Genomic DNA, 20,505 nt, shown 5'->3' with positions numbered 1-20,505 from the left:
AGCGAACCGACGTTTGACGGAAGCTTTGTCTATTCTGTGGTGGCTAGCCAAAGTAGGAGACCTGAGCCCAGGCGGTAAAGGCTCCCAAACGGCGAAAACGGCGGAGGCTCAGGTGGCCTCAGTCTTCCAGGCGGAGAGACGTCGAGCAGCATCGCGAAGCCCTGATTGCGGAGGGGCCAGCGAATTGCGCTCACGCTCTCCGCATCTTGCTTTCTGGGAGACTGTCTTGCCTGCTGTTCACGAATCACAAACCCGACGGCGCTACGTGAAGCTCGCCGAAGCGGCCAAGTATTTGGGCGTCACCGAACGAACCGTGCGCCAGATGATCGCCGACGGGCGCCTTACGGGATATCGCAACGGTCGCCGCCTCGTCCGGCTTGACCTCAACGAGATTGACGCCGCTATGCAGCCCTTCGGCGGTGCCGCATGACCCAACGAAAAAGCCCGGCACCGCCACAGCACCGGGCCTTCCGCAACAGCATCACCAGTGAGACTGATTCTACCGCTTACCGGCCCGAAGACGGCTACGCTGCACCGGCCGCCGACGAGCGTCACGAACAGCGGCTACTCAATGAGCTGTGGGCGCTCGGATACCGAATTACGGTGCCCTGCAACGTCTGCGGGCATGCGCTGTCTACTGAGAGGTCGGTCGGAGCCCACATCGGGCCGAAATGTGCGGCGAAGGCGGTGCGCTAATGACGCGTCCCGTTGGAGTTCAACCCGACACAGCTACCGCGTTTATCGGTGCCCTGTTATACGCTCCGGTGCCCGTTGTGACGGCGCTGGTCGAGCTGGTGACAGCGGACGATTTCGACGATGCGGGCGGCCCCGAGGCTGTTGTGTTCTCGGCGTGCTGCGACCTCGCTCGGCGCGACGTGGTAGCCGACCCGGTGCTGGTGGCCGGCGAGCTGCGGTACCTCGGCCGGTACGACCGTCGGCTGGCTACCTGGCTCAACAGTGCGGTCACGGCAGGATCGGCACCGGAGTCAGCCCGCTCGTATGCCACGGTGCTGGTCGCGGAATCGCTTCGGCGGCAATGCGAATCGTTCGGCGCCGCGCTCACGGCATCGGCAGCGACGAGCGCAGAGGCTGACCTGACCCACCTGGCGGCCACCGCCGCCGAGCGGGTGCGCGCAACCGCCGACCGGCTCGGCGTCCTGCGAGGTGGTGACGAATGAGCCTCGTTGATGAGCTGCACTATTCCGCCGACTCACCCGATTACCCCGAAACGGTGTGCGCCACTGTGGACACCCCGCAGCATTCCGGGCAACTGCGGATGGCCTACCGGCTCGCCGCGCAACATCGCGACCGCCTGTTGCACGTCCACGCGATTGGCTGGCACTACTGGGACGGCACTCGGTGGGTTTACGACGACATGGGCGCAGCTAAACGCGCGGTAGTCGATGTATTACGTGGTGCGCTCGCGGAATCGTTGGGCGACAAAGAATTACGCGCAGATGTCCGGCGATGTGAATCAGCGGCCGGGGTGGCCGGGGTTCTGGACCTGGCGTCCGCGCTAGAACCGTTCGCCGCGACCGCTCGTGACCTCGATGCCGACCCACACCTGTTGAACGTCGCCAACGGCACACTCGACCTGCGAACTATGGAGTTGTCGCGGCACGATCCGGCCGACCGGCTCACCAAGATATGCCGGGCTGCCTACGAGACGAACGTTAACCCTGGTCCGTGGCAGGAGTTCCTCGCCACGGTGCTGCCTGTCGATGAGGTGCGCGGCTACGTGCAACGGCACGCCGGGGTTGCGCTGCTGGGCAAGGTCGTCGAGCACGTGCTGTCAATCTGGACGGGCACGGGCGCAAATGGCAAGGGCACCGCCTACGGCGCATTCTGTTGGGCACTAGGCGATTACGCGTGCACCGCCGAACCGGAACTGTTCTTGCACCGGCAGGGCGGTCATCCGACTGGCGAGATGGACCTGATGGGTAGGCGCCTGGTCGTCGTGTCCGAGACAGATGAGGGGCGGCGGTTCGCCGAAGCCACGATGAAGCGGCTTACCGGTGGCGATACCATTCGCGCCCGCCGGATGCGGCAGGATTTCATCGAGTTCACGCCGTCCCACACGGCCGTTCTGGTGACCAACCATCTGCCGGCCGTATCGGGTGACGACCCGGCGGTGTGGCGCCGTATTCGCGTCGTGCCGTGGGACGTCGTGGTGCCCGAGGACCAGCGCGACGGCGAATTACCGGCACGGCTTGAACGGGCCGCCGAAGAAGTGTTGGCGTGGTGCATCGCAGGGTGGTCTGAGTATCGACGTATCGGTCTGGCCGAACCAGACGCGGTGCTGACCAGCACTGACGCTTACCGCGCTGATTCGGATGCGGTGGCCCGGTTCATCGCTGACGAATGTGTGACCAGCTCTCCGGCGCTGAAGGCCACCACGGGGCAATTGTTCGACGCCTGGCAAGCCTGGCGCGTCTCGGATGGCGCGCCCGAGATATCGCAGAAGAAGTTCGGGCAGCGGCTCGATATCAAGGGCTACCCGGTCACCGACAAGGCCCGTGATGGCCGATGGCGAGAAGGAATCGGCCTGAAGGTGGTCGAACCGTGACGCATGTGACGCATTTATTAGTTCCCCCTACGCGCGCGCACATTATCCGTCATACATTTCTTGCGTCACATGCGTCACCGGGCTGTGTCTCATGAGCCGCTCAAAGCACGCGAAAGTGCTTGCGACCAGGCAGCTCGCTGACGGCCGGCGCCTGGCGCAGGTCGTGTGCCCGGTCTGCGATGGACGCCACTGGCTGACGCACTCGGATACCGGTACCTGCCCGCGCAAGCCGGGACAGTTCGCGATCGGCACGACGCGATGAACGACAGGCCCACCGAGCCAACTAGAACACCTCCTCCCGTTCAGACGTTCGGCGGGTGCGTCATCATCACCGGGACGGCACTGCGAGCAGCCGCACAAGCGATGCTCATCGCCGTCCGCCACCGCCGGCTATCAGGACTGCCAGACTCCAGCACCTACCACGACCTCGCGCAAGTCTTCATCAACATGTCCGACACCGGACACACGGACGTCCCCGAACCCGTTGCCGCGCAATACTTACCAACAGTGCCGATCGACCAGGCAGCCCGCCAACTGGGGGTGTCGACGCGACAGGTACGACGCCTCGCATCACAACTTGGCGGCCGCAAGATCGGCAACCAATGGCTGCTCGACCAGACATCCATAGATGAGCACCTGGAAGGAAAACAACAATGGACAGAACAGAATTGACGCGAATCCTCGCGTCCCTCAGCGACTCCGAATTCGCCGAACTCACGTCGACAGCCCGCGGCGACGGCGAGCAACCAACCTTCACCACCACAGCCACAGACCCGGCTGACCGCAAACGCGACGTCATGGCATCGATCCATGACAAACAGCTACGTTTCAGCGCCAAGGTCGTAGGAGTCGACGCCAACGGCTACCGGAAACGCAAGCAAGACAACAACTAAACACCAAACCAGAACAAAGGACACAACAATGACACCCGAGGAACACCGCGCCGCCGCCGAGAAAATACTCGCCGAACGCGCCCAGTTCTCGCACATGCCGACCCTCGCCGAGCAACATCTCACGGCCGCCGTGGCTCACGCCATCCTCGCCGTCGCCGGGCAGACCCCAACGAAAGACACCGCACGCCGGCAACAGACGTCGTAGCGCGCCTCTCCTGGGCATCCGCTACGACCAACGCGGGGCCGGTGTGCGCCAGAGGTATTGGCTTGCCTCGCGAGCGCACCCGGCCCCGCAACCCACCACGAGAGGACGCGGACATGCCACACAACTGGGGAAACAGGCCGCGCTCAAGCATCCCTAAGCGCGTCAGGGATCAAGTCATGCGACGCGACAAGACATGTCGCTTGCGCTACGAAGGATGCACCGAGCGGATCGAGGAGATGGATCACGTAATCGGCCTTGCAGCCCAAGGCATCCCACGCACACCAGTGCTCAACGCTGACACCGTTCAAGGAGTTTGCAAGAGCTGCCACGCCATCAAATCCGAACAGCAGAGAATCGCCGGCATCAAACGCGCCCAAGACACACGCGGCGGACTCTCACGACGACTACGCGACGTCGAACCACACCCCCTGGCAGCGGCCACCAACCCACAGCAAACCTCAACACATACTCTGAACTGCAACGATACCCCTACCGCTAACCCCTCCCCGCCCCGGTCGTAGCGCGAGAGGCTATAGGGCTTCGGGTACAGCGAGCGAGGTGCTGAAAGGTCGAAATTTGGGGCCTGAATCGGATATCTGAGCTGAATGTGACGAGAGGAGGATTTTATGGCTGAACTGGGGAAACCTCGGCCGCCGGGTGGTTTCGGTGTGGCGGGTCGACGGCTCTGGAAAGCCGTTGTTTCGGACGCAGAAAGCCAAGGAATTGAGCTGGAATCGCTCGAAATCGCGTTTCTAGAGGATGCTTGTCGGCTGTCTGATCGGGTGGAGGCGTTGGAGGCTGCCCTTGCGGACGCTGGCACGTTCCTGGCTAGAGGTGTGGCCGGCCAGGTGGTGGCGCATCCACTGCTCGGGGAAATCAGGCAAACCCGTGCCCTGCGCGCGCAGACGTTGGCTCGTATCAAGGTCACTGCGCCCGAGGAGAAGCCGGCGGCCGGTGTGTTCACGGTTGGCGCGGCTCAGCAGCGCGCGGCTGCGAATAAGCGTTGGCGGAAGGGCTGATTCTGGTGGGTAGGCGTCGGACTCAGCGCGTGGATGACACGTTGCGCCAGGTGCTGCTGGCCGAGTGGCGCAGCAAGTTCGGGCCGAGCGGCCGCTGGCACATTCCTGGCAGGGTGTCGGCGTATGAGACGGCGTTGGCTGCTGGTGAGCCGGTCGTGGTGTCGTCGTCGGCTGTTATGTGCGCATTGATGCATGCGAACCTGCCGGCGGATGACTTCGTGTTCGGCGGCCGCCACTGGGGGAAGCAACTGCTGCTCGACGAGGACGGTGCGCTTTCCGAATGGCGGTGATGCTCCAGTCGCTGGATTCGATGATCGGTTTGTCGCGCATCGACACCATGGCCTTGGAGCACAGTGTCAGTCGAACGGATGATTCCACTTGTTCGTCTGTCAAAAGTGGCACATGCTCGTCCGGCGACCAGTGCCCAAAGTGCTACGTTCGCTCGGGCGTGAGGTCGTCCAATTCCCTTAGCGAGACGAGAAGTCGTTGAATCGTTCAGTTGGCAAAGCTACGTCGAGCCGCGTCGCCTGCGCAGCTGTCGCGTGCGCGGTTGGCCTCGCATTGGTTGCTTGCGGTAACAGCGCGGGCTCAAATTCAGGCTCAAGCGGTGGCGGCGGTAACAGCGATTGCGCAACTTTTAGCGGCCCTAACCCAACCGCGGATGAATTTATGGACATGATGAAAGACATCGGGGTGAGGCAGGACGCCATCTTTGGCCGTCCGCCGACGAAAATCGGTGAGACGGTTCTTCAAATGAATCTGGACCAACTAAATATGGTTCTTCCTCAGGCCCCCGCAGGCGCTGTCGCGCAATATAGCAGGCTTTGGTGCGAATCTGCGCATAGTTTAGGGCTGCTAGAAGATGATGCTGGCCTTAAAGACTCAACACAGGATACCCAAATCCGCGAGAAGTATAACGCACTGGCAAACGTGTACCCCGCATGGCACGCATTCGTGCCCCTCCTAAGTTGTGCGTCCTTTACCTTGAGTAATGGCGTCACTCCTGCGCAGCTCGAACAGCGTCTCCAAGGTCGCTCAGACAAGTACAAAGATTTTGCCGTGCAAGGCGTCCGCATTTTGTGTCCGCAGCTGCTCAAATGAGATTGGTTCTTGCAATGCCCACGTATCGGTTTGCTTCTTTCTTTCGGTGGTCAATGCGCTCACCTCGACCGGTTAGTGAGCAGTCGGTCTGAACCTGTCCCCGCCTCGGCACGGCTGGGGTCTGCTTGTGTCGTCCAATCTGAAGGAGCCTATTTATGACAACGATTCCGGGACGTACTGCTGCGATTTTCTTCGCGGTGACAGCAGCGGCCGGTGCGATCCTGGCGTGTGCGCCCATCGCAAGTGCAGACGATCCCAGCGCCGCCCCTTGCGTGCCACAACAACAGCCGAGCAGCGACGACCCGCAGCAGTGCCAACAGCAACCGCAGGGGCCGGGTATGCCTAAGCCACCGCAAAACTCGAACTCCAATAATCAAAATCCGCAACAGGCGCCTCAACCAAACCCGCAACCGAAGCTCCAACAGAAGCCCGAACAGGGTGTTGACCTCTCGAACAAAGACTGTTGGGTCATCAACGGTGTGCCGACCATCTATGTGCCTGGAACCATATCGACGCATCCCGGCGATGTGGTCCAGTGGTGCCCGACGGTGTATGGCCTGAAGCCGCACTAGCTCCGCCTCGGAGCTTGATCACGTACAGAACCCCGAAGGCAAGGAGTGGTTATGGGCACAGCACGAGGCCCGCACGGCGAGGACCACGGTAGCCCGCCAGCAGGCGCGAAGGACTTGGTCTGGAACCGCCCCGATGGACTGAGCCGCGGCGAGACCAAGACGAAACTCGGCCACTGGCTGGTGCCGATGTGGGCCGACGCACCCGACGGTGGTCGGTACTGGATTTTGCCGGAAGGCGAGTACGACAAGAAGAGCCCGCGGGGCGCGACGTGGACGGCCTGGGTGCTCTACGTCGATGGCCGGTGGCCGATGCAGTTGGTGCGAAACGCGAACGGACAGCGAGTCTACGACGCGGTGATCGAGCACAAGAACCACACCCTTTGGGAGCAACGCGGCTCGTCTGGAGGCGGCTAAGTCAGCCGACCGCTGAGCTGTTTCCGCTGGCGGCGTTAGTCGGCATGACCGTACTTTGAAATCCGCCTTTCGGCTCGTCTGGCCGGCTGGTGTTGATGGAGATCATGGCCAAACGCTGGACCCCCGAATAGCGAACCGCCCCAAGGCAGTAGTTACCTCGGCGTATCCGCAGGTCCTATTAACGAGAGCGAGTGGACTCGTTCACTTTGGGCTAACGGATTCCTGGGAATCTACGGGTGGTTTGTTGTCGGACGCCCTAGGACGGGGCCTTCTGGCGGCCGTATGCCTGGGATGTGTGCTGGCTGAAGCTTCCACCAGTCCGCCACCGGAATCTTTTGGTCGACCTCGTAACCCTCAGGTGTCAGCGGCACCGGCGGCGCCGGCGGCACCTCGTAAGTGTTTAGCGTGACGCCATCGAGGTCCGCCAAGATTACCTGAAAATGGACGTAGTTATAGTTTTCGCCAGGGATGGGCAAGAACGGTATACCTGCAAAGTACGCCGTTCTGTATGTTTCTCCGGTATTCAGCGTGACGTTAGCGGGCACGGTAACAGGTACTTGCGCCGTGGTGAACTGATAGTCGATGCCGGAGGGGAGCTCTCCGATGTATTCGCTGACAAAAGTAGCGCCGAGAGTGACATTGATCGGCCACCCGGTGAGCGGTAGTCCGGCATTGTAAATCAGGGCGGCGAAATCAAAAGCTTGCTTGTTTGGATGCCAATAAATTGTGAGACCCGTCGTTCTGATGTCCGGCATGATGGTCCTCCTTCTTCTAGTTCGGCCGGTGGAATGAAGTCTCCCGCGCTCGAACCAGGGGGGCACGCGTAGTTGACTACTCAAATCTTCCGCCGTCAGGACCATGTGGCCATGCACGCGCCGCGTCCGAGCATTACAGCAGCGGCAGTTAGGCGGCATGTGGACGATCATCTGGGCCGCGTTCGCCGTCAACCACATCCTCAAGTCGCGGCACTTCACCCGGTCCGCTCGATCCGTTCGTCGAGTAGCCGGTCCATCGCGGTCGTCGTGCCGACGGCACCCAACTGCCGGAGCGTCACGTGGATGAACGCCAGCAGCTATAACTCTCGGTCAATGGTGTCAAGATCGCGCATGCCCGTTTAGACGCATCTCGCCGCCGTTTGGTTCCACCCGATGCGATAATCGAATGCATGTTCGAGTCGTGGGAGAACATTGCCGGGTATCGAACCTTGATCCCCTGCGATCGCAGTGTCATGGTCAACACGAGTTGGTTGCCAACCTCCGGGACTCGCCGCGACGAACTACCACTCTGGGTCAAGGCCGGCGGCCTACAGATCGATTACGAGATGCCAGCCCGCCAATTGGCTTGGGTCCGACGGGCTGACGGCTCTTGGCTCGCAGTTGTTGAACTCACGGCCCGCAGTGGCAATCAGCAGTCGTCACTGACTGCGACGCTTTGGCTGCCGCCTAGTGCGATCAGGGCTTAGGGGCAGCGGCTCCCTAAAACCAGTAGTCAACTACTCGTGTGGAGCACTGTTGGCGCGGCTGATGATGGTGAGCATGATGCTAAATCGGCTCATTGCGGTGTTTGCCGCCGCGGCAGCGGTGATAGCCAGCCTCGCGTGCATTGCTGCATCCAGTCAGATGCACTCGTCACCTACCGTCTTGCTCGCCGACCCCGACCCCGGCCACAACCATTGCACGGAGAACCTATATGAATCGTATGAATGCGGGGAGGGATACAAGAAACCGTTGGAGGCTTATGAGCTCTGGAAAGAGCAGCACGGTCAAACAGGTCCCACGAACACCGGACCACGACTAGACGAGTGGTTCCGAGGTTTGCTCGATGTTGTTGAATGACGGCGGCGCTGGGGCATCCTGCGTTCGCGCGTGTATGAGCAGCTGATGAACGGCGCCGGCCTGCGCTCTAGTATGTACCGAATAGTGAACCGCCCCAAGGCATGCAGCCTTGGGGCGGTTGTCGTTGCTTACCGCTAGGCGCTCACTCCTCAGACACCTCGGCGCTCCAGGTGTCCAGCAGCGGCGCCAGCTCCAGCAGGTGGGCTGCGAGCTCTCGGCACTGGGCTGCGTTCACCGGGTGCTCAGCCAAGTCGATGTTCATGTCGGCGCACAAGAGGGTGCCGTCTTCTCGCTGCCAGGCGTCAACAGAGACGGTTGCAGGACTGCCGATGATGTGTCGCCTTGGTGACCGGACGACTCGGATTTTGGCTGTCGAGATTTCGGGCAGCTCGTCGTATTCCCAATCGCCAACGGAATCGGCGCCGGGTGGCAGTGCAACTGCGGGTGTAGTGGTGGTCATGTAACGGCTTGCTTCTTTCTCTCAGTGTTTGGTTCCGTCTACTGCGCGGACACCCTACGGGTGGCCCTGATCTTGATCCCCTCCCCAAAGCGGCCCCGAAACCATCGCCCGATATTCGTTCTCGGGCACGCCGAGTAGACCCTCCCGAAACCGAGTAGGGTCTGGCGTGCCGTGCCGCTGGGTTAGCTAGGCCGTGGCGGCACGGCCCACGGCGCAGGCGTGGGACTGAGCTACTGCGCGCAGGCTGGTTTACGTCGGGCTCTGCAAGAACGACGATCACCCCCGTAGACGTGTGTCTGCGGGGGTGTTGTCGTTGTTAGGCGGTGTCGAGCTGGTCGGCGGCCTTGTCGATGGCGACGGCGGCCAGGCGCAGGTGGTCGAGCGCGGTCACGAGGTCAATACACGCGAACAGCGCCGCGCTATCGGGCAGTACGGCGAGCACTCCCTGAAGCTCGTGGCGAGACTGGTCGACCAGCGTCACTATCCGGTCGAGCGCCGATGTCGACTCGTGTCGGTCGGTCAGAGTAGCGTCTGCGAGAAGGTTCACGGGTGCCTCCGTGGGCTAAGGCCCCGCAGGTGGTGCAAACACCGAGCGGGGCCGACTTATATCGGCCGCCCGTCGTGCCATTCCGCAATCATTCTGCAAACAACAGAAAAGGCCCGGTTCGAAAACCGGGCCTGAGCTGCTGTGTTACGTGGTGCGCGATACTGGGATTGAACCAGTGACCTCTTCCGTGTCAGGGAAGCGCTCTCCCGCTGAGCTAATCGCGCCGGGTTGAACATTTTTGGAGGTGGAGACGGGAATCGAACCCGTGTGCACGGCTTTGCAGGCCGTTGCCTCACCACTCGGCCACTCCACCACTGGGGTTGATGCCACTGCACCCTCGAGCGGATGACGGGATTCGAACCCGCGACCCTCACCTTGGCAAGGTGATGCGCTACCAACTGCGCTACATCCGCGCGCTACGGCCGAGATCGTCGTCCGTTGCGATGCAAGACATTAGTCCACGAATGGGACTACACACAAATCACGTGAAAACGCCTGGTAAATGGCGCGTCGCAGGAAAGGCGTTGTCCCCGTGCGCAGTCGGAGCGCCCGGACTGGCCCCGATACGGCGTGTGAATTCCGCCGGATCGGCCGGCCGACGTCTGGCTGGTGTGAGGGCCGGCTCCCGGGGGTGCGATTCTCGCTTGGCGTTCGGTTCGTGTTAATGTCTGACGTCCCACCGATCAAATCGGTGAGATTCCCCGGTCTCGTAGCTCAGGGGGAGAGCGTCCGCCTCACACGCGGAAGGTCACTGGTTCGATCCCAGTCGGGACCACAACAAACCACCGCCGAAGCCGCCCATGAGGGTTGACCTTGGCAAACGAAGCCGTTCGCCCGATTACCCTTTCTTGCAGTTGAGGCGAAGTGGGTTAAATGCTTGGCGGGCCATGCGCGTCGCGGCGATAATGGACACCATCGTGCGTCACGCCGTATTCATAGCCGCGAATCGCGCCGAGGACCGCAATCGAGACGGTCTTCGTTCAGTTTTGGCGGGGCTCGATCAGCACTCGGGCTGCAAACACAAAGGCGCCGTTGCCCGAAGACAGCCGCGGCGACTTGTCGGCGCATCGATGGCCGCAGTGGCGGTGGTGCTGGCCACGGCGTGCGGCGCGGTGACCTCCAAGCCCGACGACCCGTTCAAGGTGGCGGGCATGCGAGTGACGGATGGACCCTCCGGGTTGAGAGCGGGTGCGCCCAAGCCGTCTCGGACGGTGACCAACACCGACGGCGGCCCGATCGACACACTCGCGGTTCAGGCCGTCAGCGATGTCGAGGACTACTGGAAGGGCGCCTTCAACGACACTTTCGGGAAAGGATTCACCCCTGTCCGCCAGCTCGTATCCTGGGACGCCAAACGCCCGGGCGCCGCGCCATCATTCTGCCGCGAAACCACCTCGGGACTGGTCAACGCCGCATTCTGTCCGTTGGACGGTTCGATCGGCTGGGACCGCGGCACCCTGCTGCCATCCCTGAAGCAGTCCTACGGTGAGATGGCGGTCGCCGGGGTGTTGGCCCACGAATACGGGCATGCGGTGCAACACCAGGCCGAGCCGAACCGTGCGGACATCCCGACACTGGTGGCCGAGCAGCAGGCCGACTGCTTCGCAGGGGCATATATGCGTTGGGTCGCTTCAGGAGATTCACGCCGATTCATGCTTTCCACCGGCAACGGTCTCAACGCCCTCCTCGCCAGCGTGATTTCCTTTCGGGACCCGCCGATGAGAGCCAACAGGCCAGCCTCGGGCGGCGGCGAACACGGGTCGGCTTTCGAACGAGTCTCGGCGTTCCAGTTCGGATTCACCGACGGGCCGCGGACATGTAAGGGAATAGACGCGAAGGAGGTTACGCAGCGGCGCGGAGACCTGCCCGTGCAACTACAGCGCCACGAGACCGGAGACTGGCCGGTTTCGCAAGAATCCGTTAAGGCCGTGATCGCGGCGATGAAAATCCTGTTCCGACCTGCAAGACAACCAACGTTCACCATCGATGCGGCCGTGGCGGCCAAGTGCCCCAATGCCCGCCCCACAGCGCCTGCCTCGTTCTGCCCGGCAACCAACACCATCGCGGTGGACCTTCCCGCGTTGAAGAAGCTCGGTTCCCCCAGCACCAGTCCGACAGGTCTGACCGGTGACAACACGGCCTACTCGGTGCTGATATCGCGCTACATGCTGGCGGTGCAGTATGGGCTTGGAATGTCCGTGGACACCGCCCAGGCGGGTTTGCGAACGGCCTGTCTCACAGGCGTGGCGACCAGAAAGCTCGCACAGCAGGTGCGCACACCCGACGGAAACACCGTCGCGTTGACAGCAGGCGACCTTGACGAAGCCGTAGTCGGACTGCTCACAAATGGCCTGGCCGCCAGCGACATCAACGGGCAGTCGGCGCCCGCAAGCTTCGCTCGCATCGATGCGTTCCGCACCGGGGTACTGAGCGATCAGGAGCGCTGCTTCAAACGCTTCCCCTGATTTACGCTCGGCGAAGGCGGACGAGATACCTGAGCGCAGTCAGTGACCATGCTTCCGTAGCTCAGTTCAACGTTTAACCGGCCGCGAATTCATGCGGGCTGCGCGGTCGCGCGCGATTCAACGCGGGGTGTGAGGGCGACCAGGACCGCGCCGGCGACGAACAACAGCGTGGCGATCAGCGGGAAACGCCCATCGGGGGCAAAGCCCTCGATCGTGAAATTCAAGACGGCAACCGCCGACACCAACGCCCCTACAAGCAACGTCGCTAGGCCCCAACTGTCCGGAAGTGGCACCGTGAGCGTGGGCAGAGGCGCGGCCAGCCGAGCTCTCTGCCACCGCAACAATGCCATCAACACCACTGCCACAACGGAAATCGCCGCGACCCAGACGAGGCGAACAAGCCACCAGTCGCTCGAGCCCATCGGCGGCTGGGGCAACAATCCGGTCGGATAGCCGATCAGCGCCACGATGACGACTGGGACCATATGCCACAAATACAGACCCATCACCGCGCTGTTGGCCACCGCCAGCGGGCGGTGCAAGCGGGCGGCATTGAGTAGACGATTGACGACGGGTGCCGCCGCCATCAGCAGCCCGGCTTGGGCGGCCGCGAAGGCGACCAACGCAAGCGACGGCGGACCCGTGTTCTGAATTTCCGCACCCGGCACTCCGATCATGCTGATCGGGTATGGGCCCCACGTGACGAGCACCGCCAGAATGACGGCTGACACCAACGCCAGCACCATCGGCCGGTAGCCGGGCAATCTGCCGCTGCGCCAAGCGATTCCGAGCTGGTAAACCGCCCCCCAAGCCAGCACGTAGTTGACGTAGCCGATGTAGGGCACGTCGGCGCCGATATAGGCCGCATCGATGACTCCCACGGCAATCACCATGGCGGCCGGCGCGGCAAGCCCCCACCGCCTGTCCGCGGCCACCGCCACCGGCGTCGCCAGGACTAACAGCACGAAAGTGACCAGGAACCACAGGTGGTAGGCGACCGCCCACCCGCCGAACGCCAACTTCGAACCGTCCACCCCAACCAAGAGCAGAACCAAAACCACGGCCAGCACTATCGCTATGTACGCCCCGGTCGGACCCAGCGTCCTGGACAGCCGATAGCGCAGCCAGCTCTGCGCCGGCTCAGCGTCGGTTTCTCGCCGCCGAGTCCAGGACACTGCGCTGGCGTATCCGGCCATCAAGAAAAAAGCCGGAATCACCTGGAATGCCAACGTCAGCCACTGCGTCCACGGCATCTCGACGAGTACGTTCTGCAAGCCGAATTCGCCGTCGCGATAGGTAGCAGACGCCACCAGCCAATGTCCCACCACGACAAGGCCAATCGCTGAAACCCGGTAGAAGTCCACCGACAGGTCGCGGTTTGGCACTGCCGCTTGTGTGCCGTTCGTCCGCCGCCCATCCACCGAATCGGGCATGTCTACCCCCGGTCTGACCGGCTCGTTACGTCGCGTTGGTGGTTCAAGCATGTGGAAAAGCGAAGTATCGCAACGATACGCCGCACTTCTCCTCCGAGGTGAGTAGGCACGCGCGCCGCGCCTACCCAGAGATGCGTGGCCTGCTGATCCTGCGTTCCACCCATTTGGCCGCCTCGACGATCAGGAAGATCAGAACGGACAGCGCGACGGCGACCGACCACCCGCGGGCGGTGATCGGTGCGGTGTGGAACCACACTTGCATGAAGGGTGCATACGTGAAGACGAGTTGCAGCACGATCAGCGCACCGGCCATCCTCCACACCCACGGGTTACCTCGAAACGCCTCAGGTCGCAGACTCGACGAGGTAATGAATCGGCAGTTCAGTAGATAGGCGACCTGGCCAAGCGCCAGCAAGTTCACTGCGGCGGTCTGCGCCACGGCCAATGGATACCCGCCGGCGCGCGCGACGAAGAACTCCGTAATGGCTGCGCCCGCAACCAGTATCGAGACCAACGCGATCATGCCGAGGTCGGCTCGGTTCACCAACGCCTGGTTCGACGCGCGCGGCGGGCGCGTCATGAGGCCGTCTTCGGCTTTCTCGAACACCAGGGCGAGCGACAGGGTGACGCTCGTGACCATGTTCACCCACAGGATTTGCACCGGCTGCAATGGCAGCGCGAACCCAATCAGGATCGCAACGAGGATGATCAACGACTGAGCGCCGTTGGTGGGAAGCATGAACAGCACGGATTTGCGGATGTTGTCGTAGATGCGCCGGCCTTCTTCGACCGCCTTTTCAATGGTCGCGAAGTTGTCGTCGGCCAGGATGATGCCCGCGGCCTCCTTGGTTGCCTCGGTGCCCTTGATGCCCATTGCCACGCCTATGTCAGCCCGGGTCAGCGCCGGTGCGTCGTTGACGCCGTCCCCGGTCATCGCCACCACCTTGCCCTGGGCTTGTAGGGCGCTGACGATGCGCAGTTTGTGTTCCGGGCTCGTGCGTGCATACACATCGACTTCGTCGGCCACCTCCCGCAGCCGAGGCTGGCTCATCGCCTCCAAATCCGCCCCGGTGAGGACCCGCGGTTCTTCACCGGCCTTGATGATGCCCATCTCGCGCGCGATGGCACGCGCCGTACCGGCATGGTCACCGGTGATCATCGCGACCCGGATACCCGCGTCATGACAGGTCGCGATGGACGTGATGGCCTCGGGTCGGGGCGGGTCGACGATGCCGACTAGGCCCAGGAATTCCAGTCCGTCGTCGACGTCGCCGATGTCAACGGTGTCGGAACCGACTGCGGGTCGCTGTGCTGCCGCCAGCACCCGTAGTCCTTGGGCACTGAGTTCGTCGATGCGCGTTTCCCAGAACCGACGATCGAGAAGCTCTGTGGACGGCCCGCAGGCCTGGGTGATGGAGCGGTCGAGTAAACGATCCGGTGCACCCTTGATGTAGAGGCGGCGTTCGCCGCTGGGAGTGGTGTTGAGGGTCACCATGAACTTGTTCGCTGACTCGAATGGCACAACGCCTAGGCGGGCCCAGTCGGTGTCGTCGATACCAGCCTTGAGGGTCAACGTCCGCAGCGCACCCTCGGTCGGCTCGCCCACCACCCGCCATTGCCCGTCGGTCTCGAATAGCCGTGCGTTGTTGCAGACCGCCATCGTCGTCAACAACGCCGCCAAGTCGGGATGGTCGGCAAGTGCGATCGGTGTCTCGTCGAGTTTGATGTCTCCGTCGGGTCGGTACCCGGTGCCGGTGACGTCGAACTCGTGGCGTGTGGTGACTACGGTGCGAGCGGTCATCTCGTTCTGGGTGAGCGTGCCTGTCTTGTCCGAGCAGATAACGTTTACCGCGCCGAGCGCCTCAACGGCGGGCAGTTTCCGGGTGATCGCGTTTCGGCGTGCCATCTGTTGCACACCAAGTGCCAGCGTGACCGTCACGACTGCGGGCAGCCCCTCCGGTATCGCGGCCACGGCGAAACCTATTGCCGCCGTGATCAAATCACTCACCGAAAACTGGTGGATCAGTTTGCCGATCACCAGCATCAGTGCGGCCATGCCCAAGATGGCCAGCGACAGTTGGCGGCCGAAGCGGTCCAGTTTGCGAGTCAGCGGCGTGTCGATGGTTTCGACGTCGGCGATAAGCGATTGGATGCGGCCGATCTCAGTGCCGGCGCCGGTGGCGGTTACCACCCCGGTGCCGGCCCCCGCAGAGACGATCGTGCCCGAATAGACCATGGACATGCGGTCACCCAGAGCCGCGTCCGCGCCGACCTGCGCGACGTTCTTTTTGGTGGGCATGGACTCGCCGGTGAGCGCCGACTCCTCTACACGCAGATTCGAGACCTCCAGCAGACGCATATCGGCCGGGATGCGGTCCCCTGACGCGATGCGCACCACATCGCCAGGTACCAACGTCTGAGCGTCCAGCTTCTGCCAGTCGCCATCGCGGCGTACCTGCGCGGTGACTGACAACATTGACCGGATGCTGTCGAGGGCGCGCTGGGCCTTGCCTTCCTGCAGGAAGCCAACCGCGGCGTTTATCACCGCGACAGAAATGATCACGGCGAAATCCACCCACTCGCCAAGGATGGCTTTGAGCACCCCGGCGGCGATCAGGATGTAGATCAAGACGTCGTTGAAGTGTGCGAGAAACCTGAGGACAGCAGGACGGGATCTCTTCTCGGGTAGTTTGTTGGCGCCGCAGGTGGCCAACCGCTCGCGCGCGGTGTCGCTGTCGAGCCCGTCGGCCGAACTGCCCAATACCGCAAGAACTTCGGCGACGCTGCGGGAATGCGCCAGCGTGCTAGCTAATGCATCGTCTTTCATCGGGACCTGAATGTCCGACATACTCGGATAGTGCAGCCTTGCGCGACGCGGCGCAATTGTTATCCCTCTTCTGCTTTTCCGCCAGCTCGTCCGTCGCACGCTGTCCAGCAGCGCCCAGACCTGATGGAGATCCGATCTACCTTGGATTCGGAGTCAGGCGATTTTCGATCGCGACGCGGGCTCGTTGCAGTGCATCGGGTCGGTGCAGGAGCTGATTGTTGTGGTTGGCCTGCAGGATCATTGCATGCAGTTCGAAGGTGAGTTGTTCGGCATCGGTGTCCGGCGGTAATTCGCCGAGGCGGATGGCGAGGCTGATGTCCCGGGTGATCAGCGCGTCGCCGGCGTTGACCGCATCGACGAGCGCGTCACGTACCGGCCCGGGGTGGCCGTCGAGTTCGCAGGCGCCGGACGCGAGGATGCAGCCACCCTCGTACTCCTGCAGATAGTCAACCCACGCCGACATGAGTGCGCGCAGTCGTGGCAGACCCTCCGGGTGCTGTTCTGCGGGGACGAAGACTCTGCGGATAAAGACCTCGACTGCGGTCTTGATGATGGCGAGCTGAAGCTCTTCCTTGGTGCCGAAGAGCGTCTGCAGGGCGCTTTTGGGGACCAGCGTCTGTTCTGCGAGGCGTCCAAAACTGAGGCCTGCGAGCCCGTCGACGGACGCAACGTGTGTGGCCTGGTCCAACACTGCGGTGCGCCGGGCGTCGCCCAACTTCGTCATACGACCGATTGTATCTCCTCATACGTACGTATGTTGACGAACGTACGATCATATGTAAATCTGGTGGTGGTTATCGACGACGGGCGGCACATCCGCCGTCGATGGGCCGTAACGGCCCCAGCGCATAGACCGGCTTATCCGCACTATTCCCTTGGGGGAAAGATGGATTCAGCTTCAGCGGTACCGCCCACCGGACGTTCGTTCAGCGGTGCGATCAAGGGAGTGTGGTGGCACCTCAATGCATTGGTCATCGGGGTTGCTGCGCCACCGGTCAGCCTCAGACCTGTCAAGCCTTCGTCGGCTGGCTTTATCGACCCCGTCGATACAGCGAAGGGCGGCAGGAGTGCGCGAAAATCCCGGCGCGACAACCCGCCGCCGCGGCGCGCGGACTTCCTTGAGGACGCCGCCATGGCTCGCGAAATGTTCCGGCTCTAGGCCGCAGACGCCTGCCGCGAATCAGGCCTTCGCGAGGCGCTTGGCCCTGGTACGGGGGACACAGTCTCACCGCGTGGTTGTTTTTTGGTTCCGCGCCGTAGGGTCGACGGGGTATTCGTCTGCTGGCGTCGAGCCAACCTCGTCGACGCTCCGATGCGCCGGGGGTGCCACCTGGATGACTGCGCTTCTGCTGACCTTGGCGGGCCTGGCGTTCCTGGACTCCCTAAGTGTGCTGAATATCGGCGTTGTCTCAGTGGTGGTTTATGGCAGTCGGTTGAACCGTCAGTCCGCCTTGCCGGGTGGCGTCAGCTTCATCGCCGGCGTCTTTGCGGTGACCACCACCTTCGGTATGTGCGCGGTGCTGGGCCTGCACTTGCTCACCGATCTGACCAACTTCAATCTCACACCGGCAGTGCGGTATTGGGGCGAACTGTTACTGGGATTGGTGCTGATCGCGTTGGCATTCTTTCCGCTGGTCGCCCAGTCCACCGCTCCTGGATGGGCCATGGGGGCGATGCGCGAGCGCCCGTGGCTGCTGGGGTTCGTCGGCGCCGCGGTAGGACTCGGCCAAGCTTCCACCGCGGTGCCGTATTTGGCTGGGCTAGCTATGATCGCTGCGCTCCAGCCACGGCCGCCAGAGTGGCCGCTAATCGTGATTGCGTACTGCTTCATTGCGCTGCTGCCGTGCATGCTCGTTCTCGCGCTGTCCACCAGCCGAAGCAAGCGGGCCGACCGTGCCCAGCGGTGGTTGGTGCGAACCTTGACCCGATACGGGCCCATCGGGGTACGCGTCCTGTTCCTGATCGCCGGTGTTGCGTTGTGCGCGGATGCGATTGTTCACCGCAGTCGGTGGTGGTGACGTCGAATCGGCTGCGCGACAGCTGTTTCGCGCCGTGGTTCACACCGCGGCGAGGGCGACGCAGAGCGCGATGAGGGCGACGGTCTGCAGCGCGACGCGCCCGTTGATGACTGAGTCCCAGCGAGCCTGCAGTTGGCGGGCATCGCTCGGAACCCGGTCGGCGAGTGCTGCTGCGGTCAGCGTCTTGTTGACCGGCTTGCTGATTCGGGTGTAGATCGCCAGAAAGACGATCAGGGCGAGGGTGGCGAGCGCCCCGGCTGTGGCGCTGACCCAGTGCCCGCTCGTAGCAGCGACTGCGGTCATTGCCACGGCGGCCACCAGCCCGGCGGCGCCGATCACCGCGAATCGCCGATCTGCGATGCGGTGGATCTGGCCGAGAAGTTGAGTGAGGGTGCGATCGTCAACCGCGGCGATGGCGGGGCGCAGGATGATCGCGCCGAAGACGTCTGTGCCATAGATGACGGCGTTGGCGAGAATCGCTAGGACAGCGAAGATTTCGGTGAATGTGGACATCGGTACGAGGTCTCCTAGGAAATGAGCAAAAGCCCAGAGGTGATAAGCATGACGACGGCGGTGACGCCATGGACGCCCAGCGCGATTGACTTGGGGCCACCGCTGCCGAGCACGATGATTGCGTCGGCGATCGGGATGATCGTGGCGGCCAGTATCGCCCAGCCCAGCAGGTGCGCCGGGCCCGCAGCCATGATGATGAGTACGACTACTCCGGAAGCGATGTCCCGGACGCCTTTAACGCTCAGATAAGCGCGGGTGGATTGCTGGCTGAGATCTGGTTGTACGCCGTAGCCGGCGGCCGCGACGCGCGGCGCGACGATAAACCGTGCGCCGATGAATACGATGCCGACGGCGATGAGTCCGGAGAGTATGTAACCGATGGTCGTGGTGGTCATGTCAGGTGCTCCTGGGTCTTGTTACTGAATCGGTGAGAACGACGTCGGGTCGAGCAGCATCGACTGAACGCCGACGATGTCGTCGCCATCGAAACCGGCCATGTCGGCTGCGAATTCGGGGCTGGTCATGCACTGTCGCGTGATTTCGTCCGGGTCGGCGCCAAGTGGATAGCGGATGAGCGCGACGAGTCGATTGACGTCGCCTTTTCGCTCTGTCCACACACCGTGGGTGGTGACCCCGAATGTCTTGAAGGTGTCTATGTGGCGGGCCCAGTGCACCGTCGCATACTGCTGCAGGGCTGCTGGCGATCGCAGGGTGTAGATCCTGAGCTGCAACATCGAATACTCCTGTGCTGCTGATGATTTTGACTTGTCCGGGTTTGTTGTCACGGGCGCGGTGATGAAATTTGAGGCCGTATCGAGCTCTCTTCGCTCGCAACTGCTAGCAACGCTAACCCGCACTTCGGGCCGAGTCAATAGCGATGCTAGTTTTTCTAGCCGTGCTATCATCGGGTATGGCTATCGAGGATCGACGTGAGCGCGACCGTGCCGCCCGGCGGCAGCTGATCGTCACGACTGCCCGCAAGCTGGCCGAGGCCGAAGGCTGGGACGCCGTCACCACCCGTCGGCTGTCGACTGAGATCGAGTACAGCCAGCCAGTGTTGTACAAGCACTTCGCCGGCATGGAACAGATCGCTGATGCCGTGGCCGTTGAAGGCTTCGGAGAGCTCGCCGAGGCGACTCGGGCTGCCCAATCGGGCTCAGCGGGTCCTGGCGATGCCCTGACCCGGACGGCACACGCCTATCTCGACTTCGCCCGCGACAATCCGGCGGTTTACGACGCGATGTTCACCCGTTCGACCGCCTTGCACTTCGCCGCCACGGACACGCCCGCCCAGCTCGTCGAGGCTTTCGCCGAACTCCGTCAAGCGGTCGGTGCGATCGCTGACAGGCAGGATGTCGACACACTGACCGAGCTCTTCTGGGCCGCGCTGCACGGGCTGGTCACCCTTGCCCGTGCCGGCCGATTACGCCCTGGCTATGACTCGGACCGTCTCGAATTGCTGGTCAATGAGTTTGCCGGTAGACGAGAAACGACGCGCTAGGCAACCGCATCATAATGGTTTACTACCAACCTCTTTCGCGGTCAGTACGCCGGCCCCTGACGCTAAGGTCTGCGGCTTGCCACGTCGGGCTACGCGACGCAGATCTACCGGATAGTCCCCGAAAATTACAGGTAGG

Annotated in this window: 25 protein-coding genes and 4 tRNA genes; 17 read left to right on the top strand and 12 right to left on the bottom strand. The window is 62.6% G+C overall.

Annotation, left to right across the window (positions count from 1 at the left end; genetic code table 11):
* Positions 1 to 226 precede the first annotated feature (226 nt).
* The 12 genes from M2432_RS24145 to M2432_RS24090 all read left to right on the top strand — a co-directional run bounded on the left by M2432_RS24145 (position 227) and on the right by M2432_RS24090 (position 6,770).
* Positions 227 to 430, top strand: coding sequence for an excisionase family DNA-binding protein (locus M2432_RS24145; protein ID WP_280829369.1), 204 nt, complete (start codon positions 227 to 229; stop codon positions 428 to 430).
* Complete coding sequence (locus tag M2432_RS24140) at positions 427 to 696, top strand: DUF6011 domain-containing protein (protein ID WP_280829368.1); 270 nt, start codon at positions 427 to 429, stop codon at positions 694 to 696. Before M2432_RS24145 ends, M2432_RS24140 begins: the two co-directional genes overlap by 4 nt.
* A complete protein-coding gene (locus M2432_RS24135; RefSeq protein WP_280829367.1) occupies positions 696 to 1,178 on the top strand; it encodes a hypothetical protein in 483 nt (160 codons plus the stop codon). Before M2432_RS24140 ends, M2432_RS24135 begins: the two co-directional genes overlap by 1 nt.
* Entirely contained in the window at positions 1,175 to 2,566 is a 1,392-nt protein-coding gene (locus tag M2432_RS24130) for a phage/plasmid primase, P4 family (protein WP_280829366.1), read from the top strand. The genes M2432_RS24135 and M2432_RS24130 overlap by 4 nt, the downstream gene beginning before the upstream one ends.
* Positions 2,567 to 2,929: 363 nt before the next feature.
* Complete coding sequence (locus M2432_RS24125; protein WP_280829365.1) at positions 2,930 to 3,238, top strand: helix-turn-helix domain-containing protein; 309 nt, start codon at positions 2,930 to 2,932, stop codon at positions 3,236 to 3,238.
* Positions 3,220 to 3,459 carry a hypothetical protein gene (locus M2432_RS24120; RefSeq protein WP_280829364.1) on the top strand — a complete coding sequence of 80 codons (240 nt, stop codon included), beginning with the start codon at positions 3,220 to 3,222 and terminating at the stop codon, positions 3,457 to 3,459. The genes M2432_RS24125 and M2432_RS24120 overlap by 19 nt, the downstream gene beginning before the upstream one ends.
* A gap of 28 nt (positions 3,460 to 3,487) precedes the next feature.
* Complete coding sequence (locus tag M2432_RS24115; protein ID WP_280829363.1) at positions 3,488 to 3,664, top strand: hypothetical protein; 177 nt, start codon at positions 3,488 to 3,490, stop codon at positions 3,662 to 3,664.
* Between the two features lie 626 nt (positions 3,665 to 4,290).
* On the top strand, positions 4,291 to 4,683 hold the full coding sequence (locus M2432_RS24110; protein ID WP_280829362.1) for a hypothetical protein: 393 nt from the start codon (positions 4,291 to 4,293) through the stop codon (positions 4,681 to 4,683).
* Between the two features lie 29 nt (positions 4,684 to 4,712).
* Complete coding sequence (locus M2432_RS24105; RefSeq protein WP_280829361.1) at positions 4,713 to 4,973, top strand: hypothetical protein; 261 nt, start codon at positions 4,713 to 4,715, stop codon at positions 4,971 to 4,973.
* Positions 4,974 to 5,352: 379 nt separating this feature from the next.
* A complete protein-coding gene (locus M2432_RS24100; protein WP_280829360.1) occupies positions 5,353 to 5,784 on the top strand; it encodes a hypothetical protein in 432 nt (143 codons plus the stop codon).
* Positions 5,785 to 5,939: 155 nt separating this feature from the next.
* A complete protein-coding gene (locus M2432_RS24095; RefSeq protein ID WP_280829359.1) occupies positions 5,940 to 6,356 on the top strand; it encodes a hypothetical protein in 417 nt (138 codons plus the stop codon).
* Positions 6,357 to 6,407: 51 nt separating this feature from the next.
* Positions 6,408 to 6,770, top strand: a complete 363-nt coding sequence (locus M2432_RS24090) for a hypothetical protein (RefSeq protein WP_280829358.1) — start codon at positions 6,408 to 6,410, stop codon at positions 6,768 to 6,770.
* Positions 6,771 to 7,000: 230 nt separating this feature from the next.
* Here the strand turns inward: M2432_RS24090 and M2432_RS24085 are convergent, their stop codons facing one another.
* The 6 genes from M2432_RS24085 to M2432_RS24060 all read right to left on the bottom strand — a co-directional run bounded on the left by M2432_RS24085 (position 7,001) and on the right by M2432_RS24060 (position 10,025).
* Positions 7,001 to 7,525: a hypothetical protein gene (locus M2432_RS24085; protein ID WP_280829357.1), complete on the bottom strand. Its 525-nt coding sequence runs from the start codon at positions 7,523 to 7,525 to the stop codon at positions 7,001 to 7,003.
* 1,222 nt (positions 7,526 to 8,747) lie between these two features.
* A complete protein-coding gene (locus M2432_RS24080) occupies positions 8,748 to 9,065 on the bottom strand; it encodes a hypothetical protein (protein ID WP_280829356.1) in 318 nt (105 codons plus the stop codon).
* Positions 9,066 to 9,381: 316 nt separating this feature from the next.
* Positions 9,382 to 9,612 carry a hypothetical protein gene (locus M2432_RS24075; protein ID WP_280829355.1) on the bottom strand — a complete coding sequence of 77 codons (231 nt, stop codon included), beginning with the start codon at positions 9,610 to 9,612 and terminating at the stop codon, positions 9,382 to 9,384.
* Between the two features lie 149 nt (positions 9,613 to 9,761).
* Positions 9,762 to 9,836, bottom strand: a tRNA-Val gene (locus M2432_RS24070).
* 15 nt (positions 9,837 to 9,851) lie between these two features.
* Positions 9,852 to 9,925, bottom strand: a tRNA-Cys gene (locus M2432_RS24065).
* A gap of 27 nt (positions 9,926 to 9,952) precedes the next feature.
* Positions 9,953 to 10,025: transfer RNA gene (locus M2432_RS24060), tRNA-Gly, on the bottom strand.
* A 290-nt stretch (positions 10,026 to 10,315) separates the two neighbouring features.
* On the opposite strand from M2432_RS24060, the gene M2432_RS24055 reads away from it, so the two are divergent.
* Positions 10,316 to 10,387: transfer RNA gene (locus M2432_RS24055), tRNA-Val, on the top strand.
* Positions 10,388 to 10,682: 295 nt separating this feature from the next.
* The gene (locus tag M2432_RS24050) at positions 10,683 to 12,077 is read left to right on the top strand and encodes a neutral zinc metallopeptidase (RefSeq protein ID WP_280829354.1); all 1,395 of its coding nucleotides are present in this window, start codon (positions 10,683 to 10,685) and stop codon (positions 12,075 to 12,077) included.
* An 89-nt stretch (positions 12,078 to 12,166) separates the two neighbouring features.
* Here the strand turns inward: M2432_RS24050 and M2432_RS24045 are convergent, their stop codons facing one another.
* The 3 genes from M2432_RS24045 to M2432_RS24035 all read right to left on the bottom strand — a co-directional run bounded on the left by M2432_RS24045 (position 12,167) and on the right by M2432_RS24035 (position 17,061).
* The gene (locus M2432_RS24045; RefSeq protein ID WP_280829353.1) at positions 12,167 to 13,510 is read right to left on the bottom strand and encodes an acyltransferase; all 1,344 of its coding nucleotides are present in this window, start codon (positions 13,508 to 13,510) and stop codon (positions 12,167 to 12,169) included.
* A 121-nt stretch (positions 13,511 to 13,631) separates the two neighbouring features.
* Positions 13,632 to 16,358 carry an HAD-IC family P-type ATPase gene (locus M2432_RS24040; RefSeq protein WP_280829352.1) on the bottom strand — a complete coding sequence of 909 codons (2,727 nt, stop codon included), beginning with the start codon at positions 16,356 to 16,358 and terminating at the stop codon, positions 13,632 to 13,634.
* Positions 16,359 to 16,473: 115 nt separating this feature from the next.
* Positions 16,474 to 17,061, bottom strand: a complete 588-nt coding sequence (locus M2432_RS24035) for a TetR/AcrR family transcriptional regulator (protein WP_280829351.1) — start codon at positions 17,059 to 17,061, stop codon at positions 16,474 to 16,476.
* A gap of 162 nt (positions 17,062 to 17,223) precedes the next feature.
* Here M2432_RS24035 and M2432_RS24030 point away from each other — a divergent pair, with 162 nt between their 5' ends.
* Together M2432_RS24030 and M2432_RS24025 are read left to right on the top strand one after the other, a co-directional pair.
* Complete coding sequence (locus M2432_RS24030) at positions 17,224 to 17,496, top strand: hypothetical protein (protein ID WP_280829350.1); 273 nt, start codon at positions 17,224 to 17,226, stop codon at positions 17,494 to 17,496.
* Positions 17,497 to 17,671: 175 nt separating this feature from the next.
* Positions 17,672 to 18,355 (top strand): GAP family protein, encoded by a 684-nt coding sequence (locus M2432_RS24025; RefSeq protein WP_280829349.1) that lies wholly within the window; start codon positions 17,672 to 17,674, stop codon positions 18,353 to 18,355.
* A gap of 39 nt (positions 18,356 to 18,394) precedes the next feature.
* Here M2432_RS24025 and M2432_RS24020 read toward each other — a convergent pair whose 3' ends face one another.
* The 3 genes from M2432_RS24020 to M2432_RS24010 are packed head-to-tail and all read right to left on the bottom strand — an operon-like array spanning position 18,395 to position 19,602.
* Complete coding sequence (locus M2432_RS24020; protein WP_280829348.1) at positions 18,395 to 18,868, bottom strand: DUF1772 domain-containing protein; 474 nt, start codon at positions 18,866 to 18,868, stop codon at positions 18,395 to 18,397.
* Positions 18,869 to 18,882: 14 nt separating this feature from the next.
* The gene (locus M2432_RS24015) at positions 18,883 to 19,263 is read right to left on the bottom strand and encodes a DUF4267 domain-containing protein (RefSeq protein ID WP_280829347.1); all 381 of its coding nucleotides are present in this window, start codon (positions 19,261 to 19,263) and stop codon (positions 18,883 to 18,885) included.
* A gap of 21 nt (positions 19,264 to 19,284) precedes the next feature.
* The gene (locus tag M2432_RS24010) at positions 19,285 to 19,602 is read right to left on the bottom strand and encodes an NIPSNAP family protein (RefSeq protein WP_280829346.1); all 318 of its coding nucleotides are present in this window, start codon (positions 19,600 to 19,602) and stop codon (positions 19,285 to 19,287) included.
* A gap of 176 nt (positions 19,603 to 19,778) precedes the next feature.
* On the opposite strand from M2432_RS24010, the gene M2432_RS24005 reads away from it, so the two are divergent.
* Positions 19,779 to 20,369 carry a TetR/AcrR family transcriptional regulator gene (locus M2432_RS24005; protein ID WP_280829345.1) on the top strand — a complete coding sequence of 197 codons (591 nt, stop codon included), beginning with the start codon at positions 19,779 to 19,781 and terminating at the stop codon, positions 20,367 to 20,369.
* Positions 20,370 to 20,505: the final 136 nt, after the last annotated feature.

Source organism: Mycobacterium sp. OTB74, assembly GCF_029892685.1.
GTDB lineage: Bacteria > Actinomycetota > Actinomycetes > Mycobacteriales > Mycobacteriaceae > Mycobacterium.
This window is presented reverse-complemented; position numbering and strand designations above follow the sequence as displayed.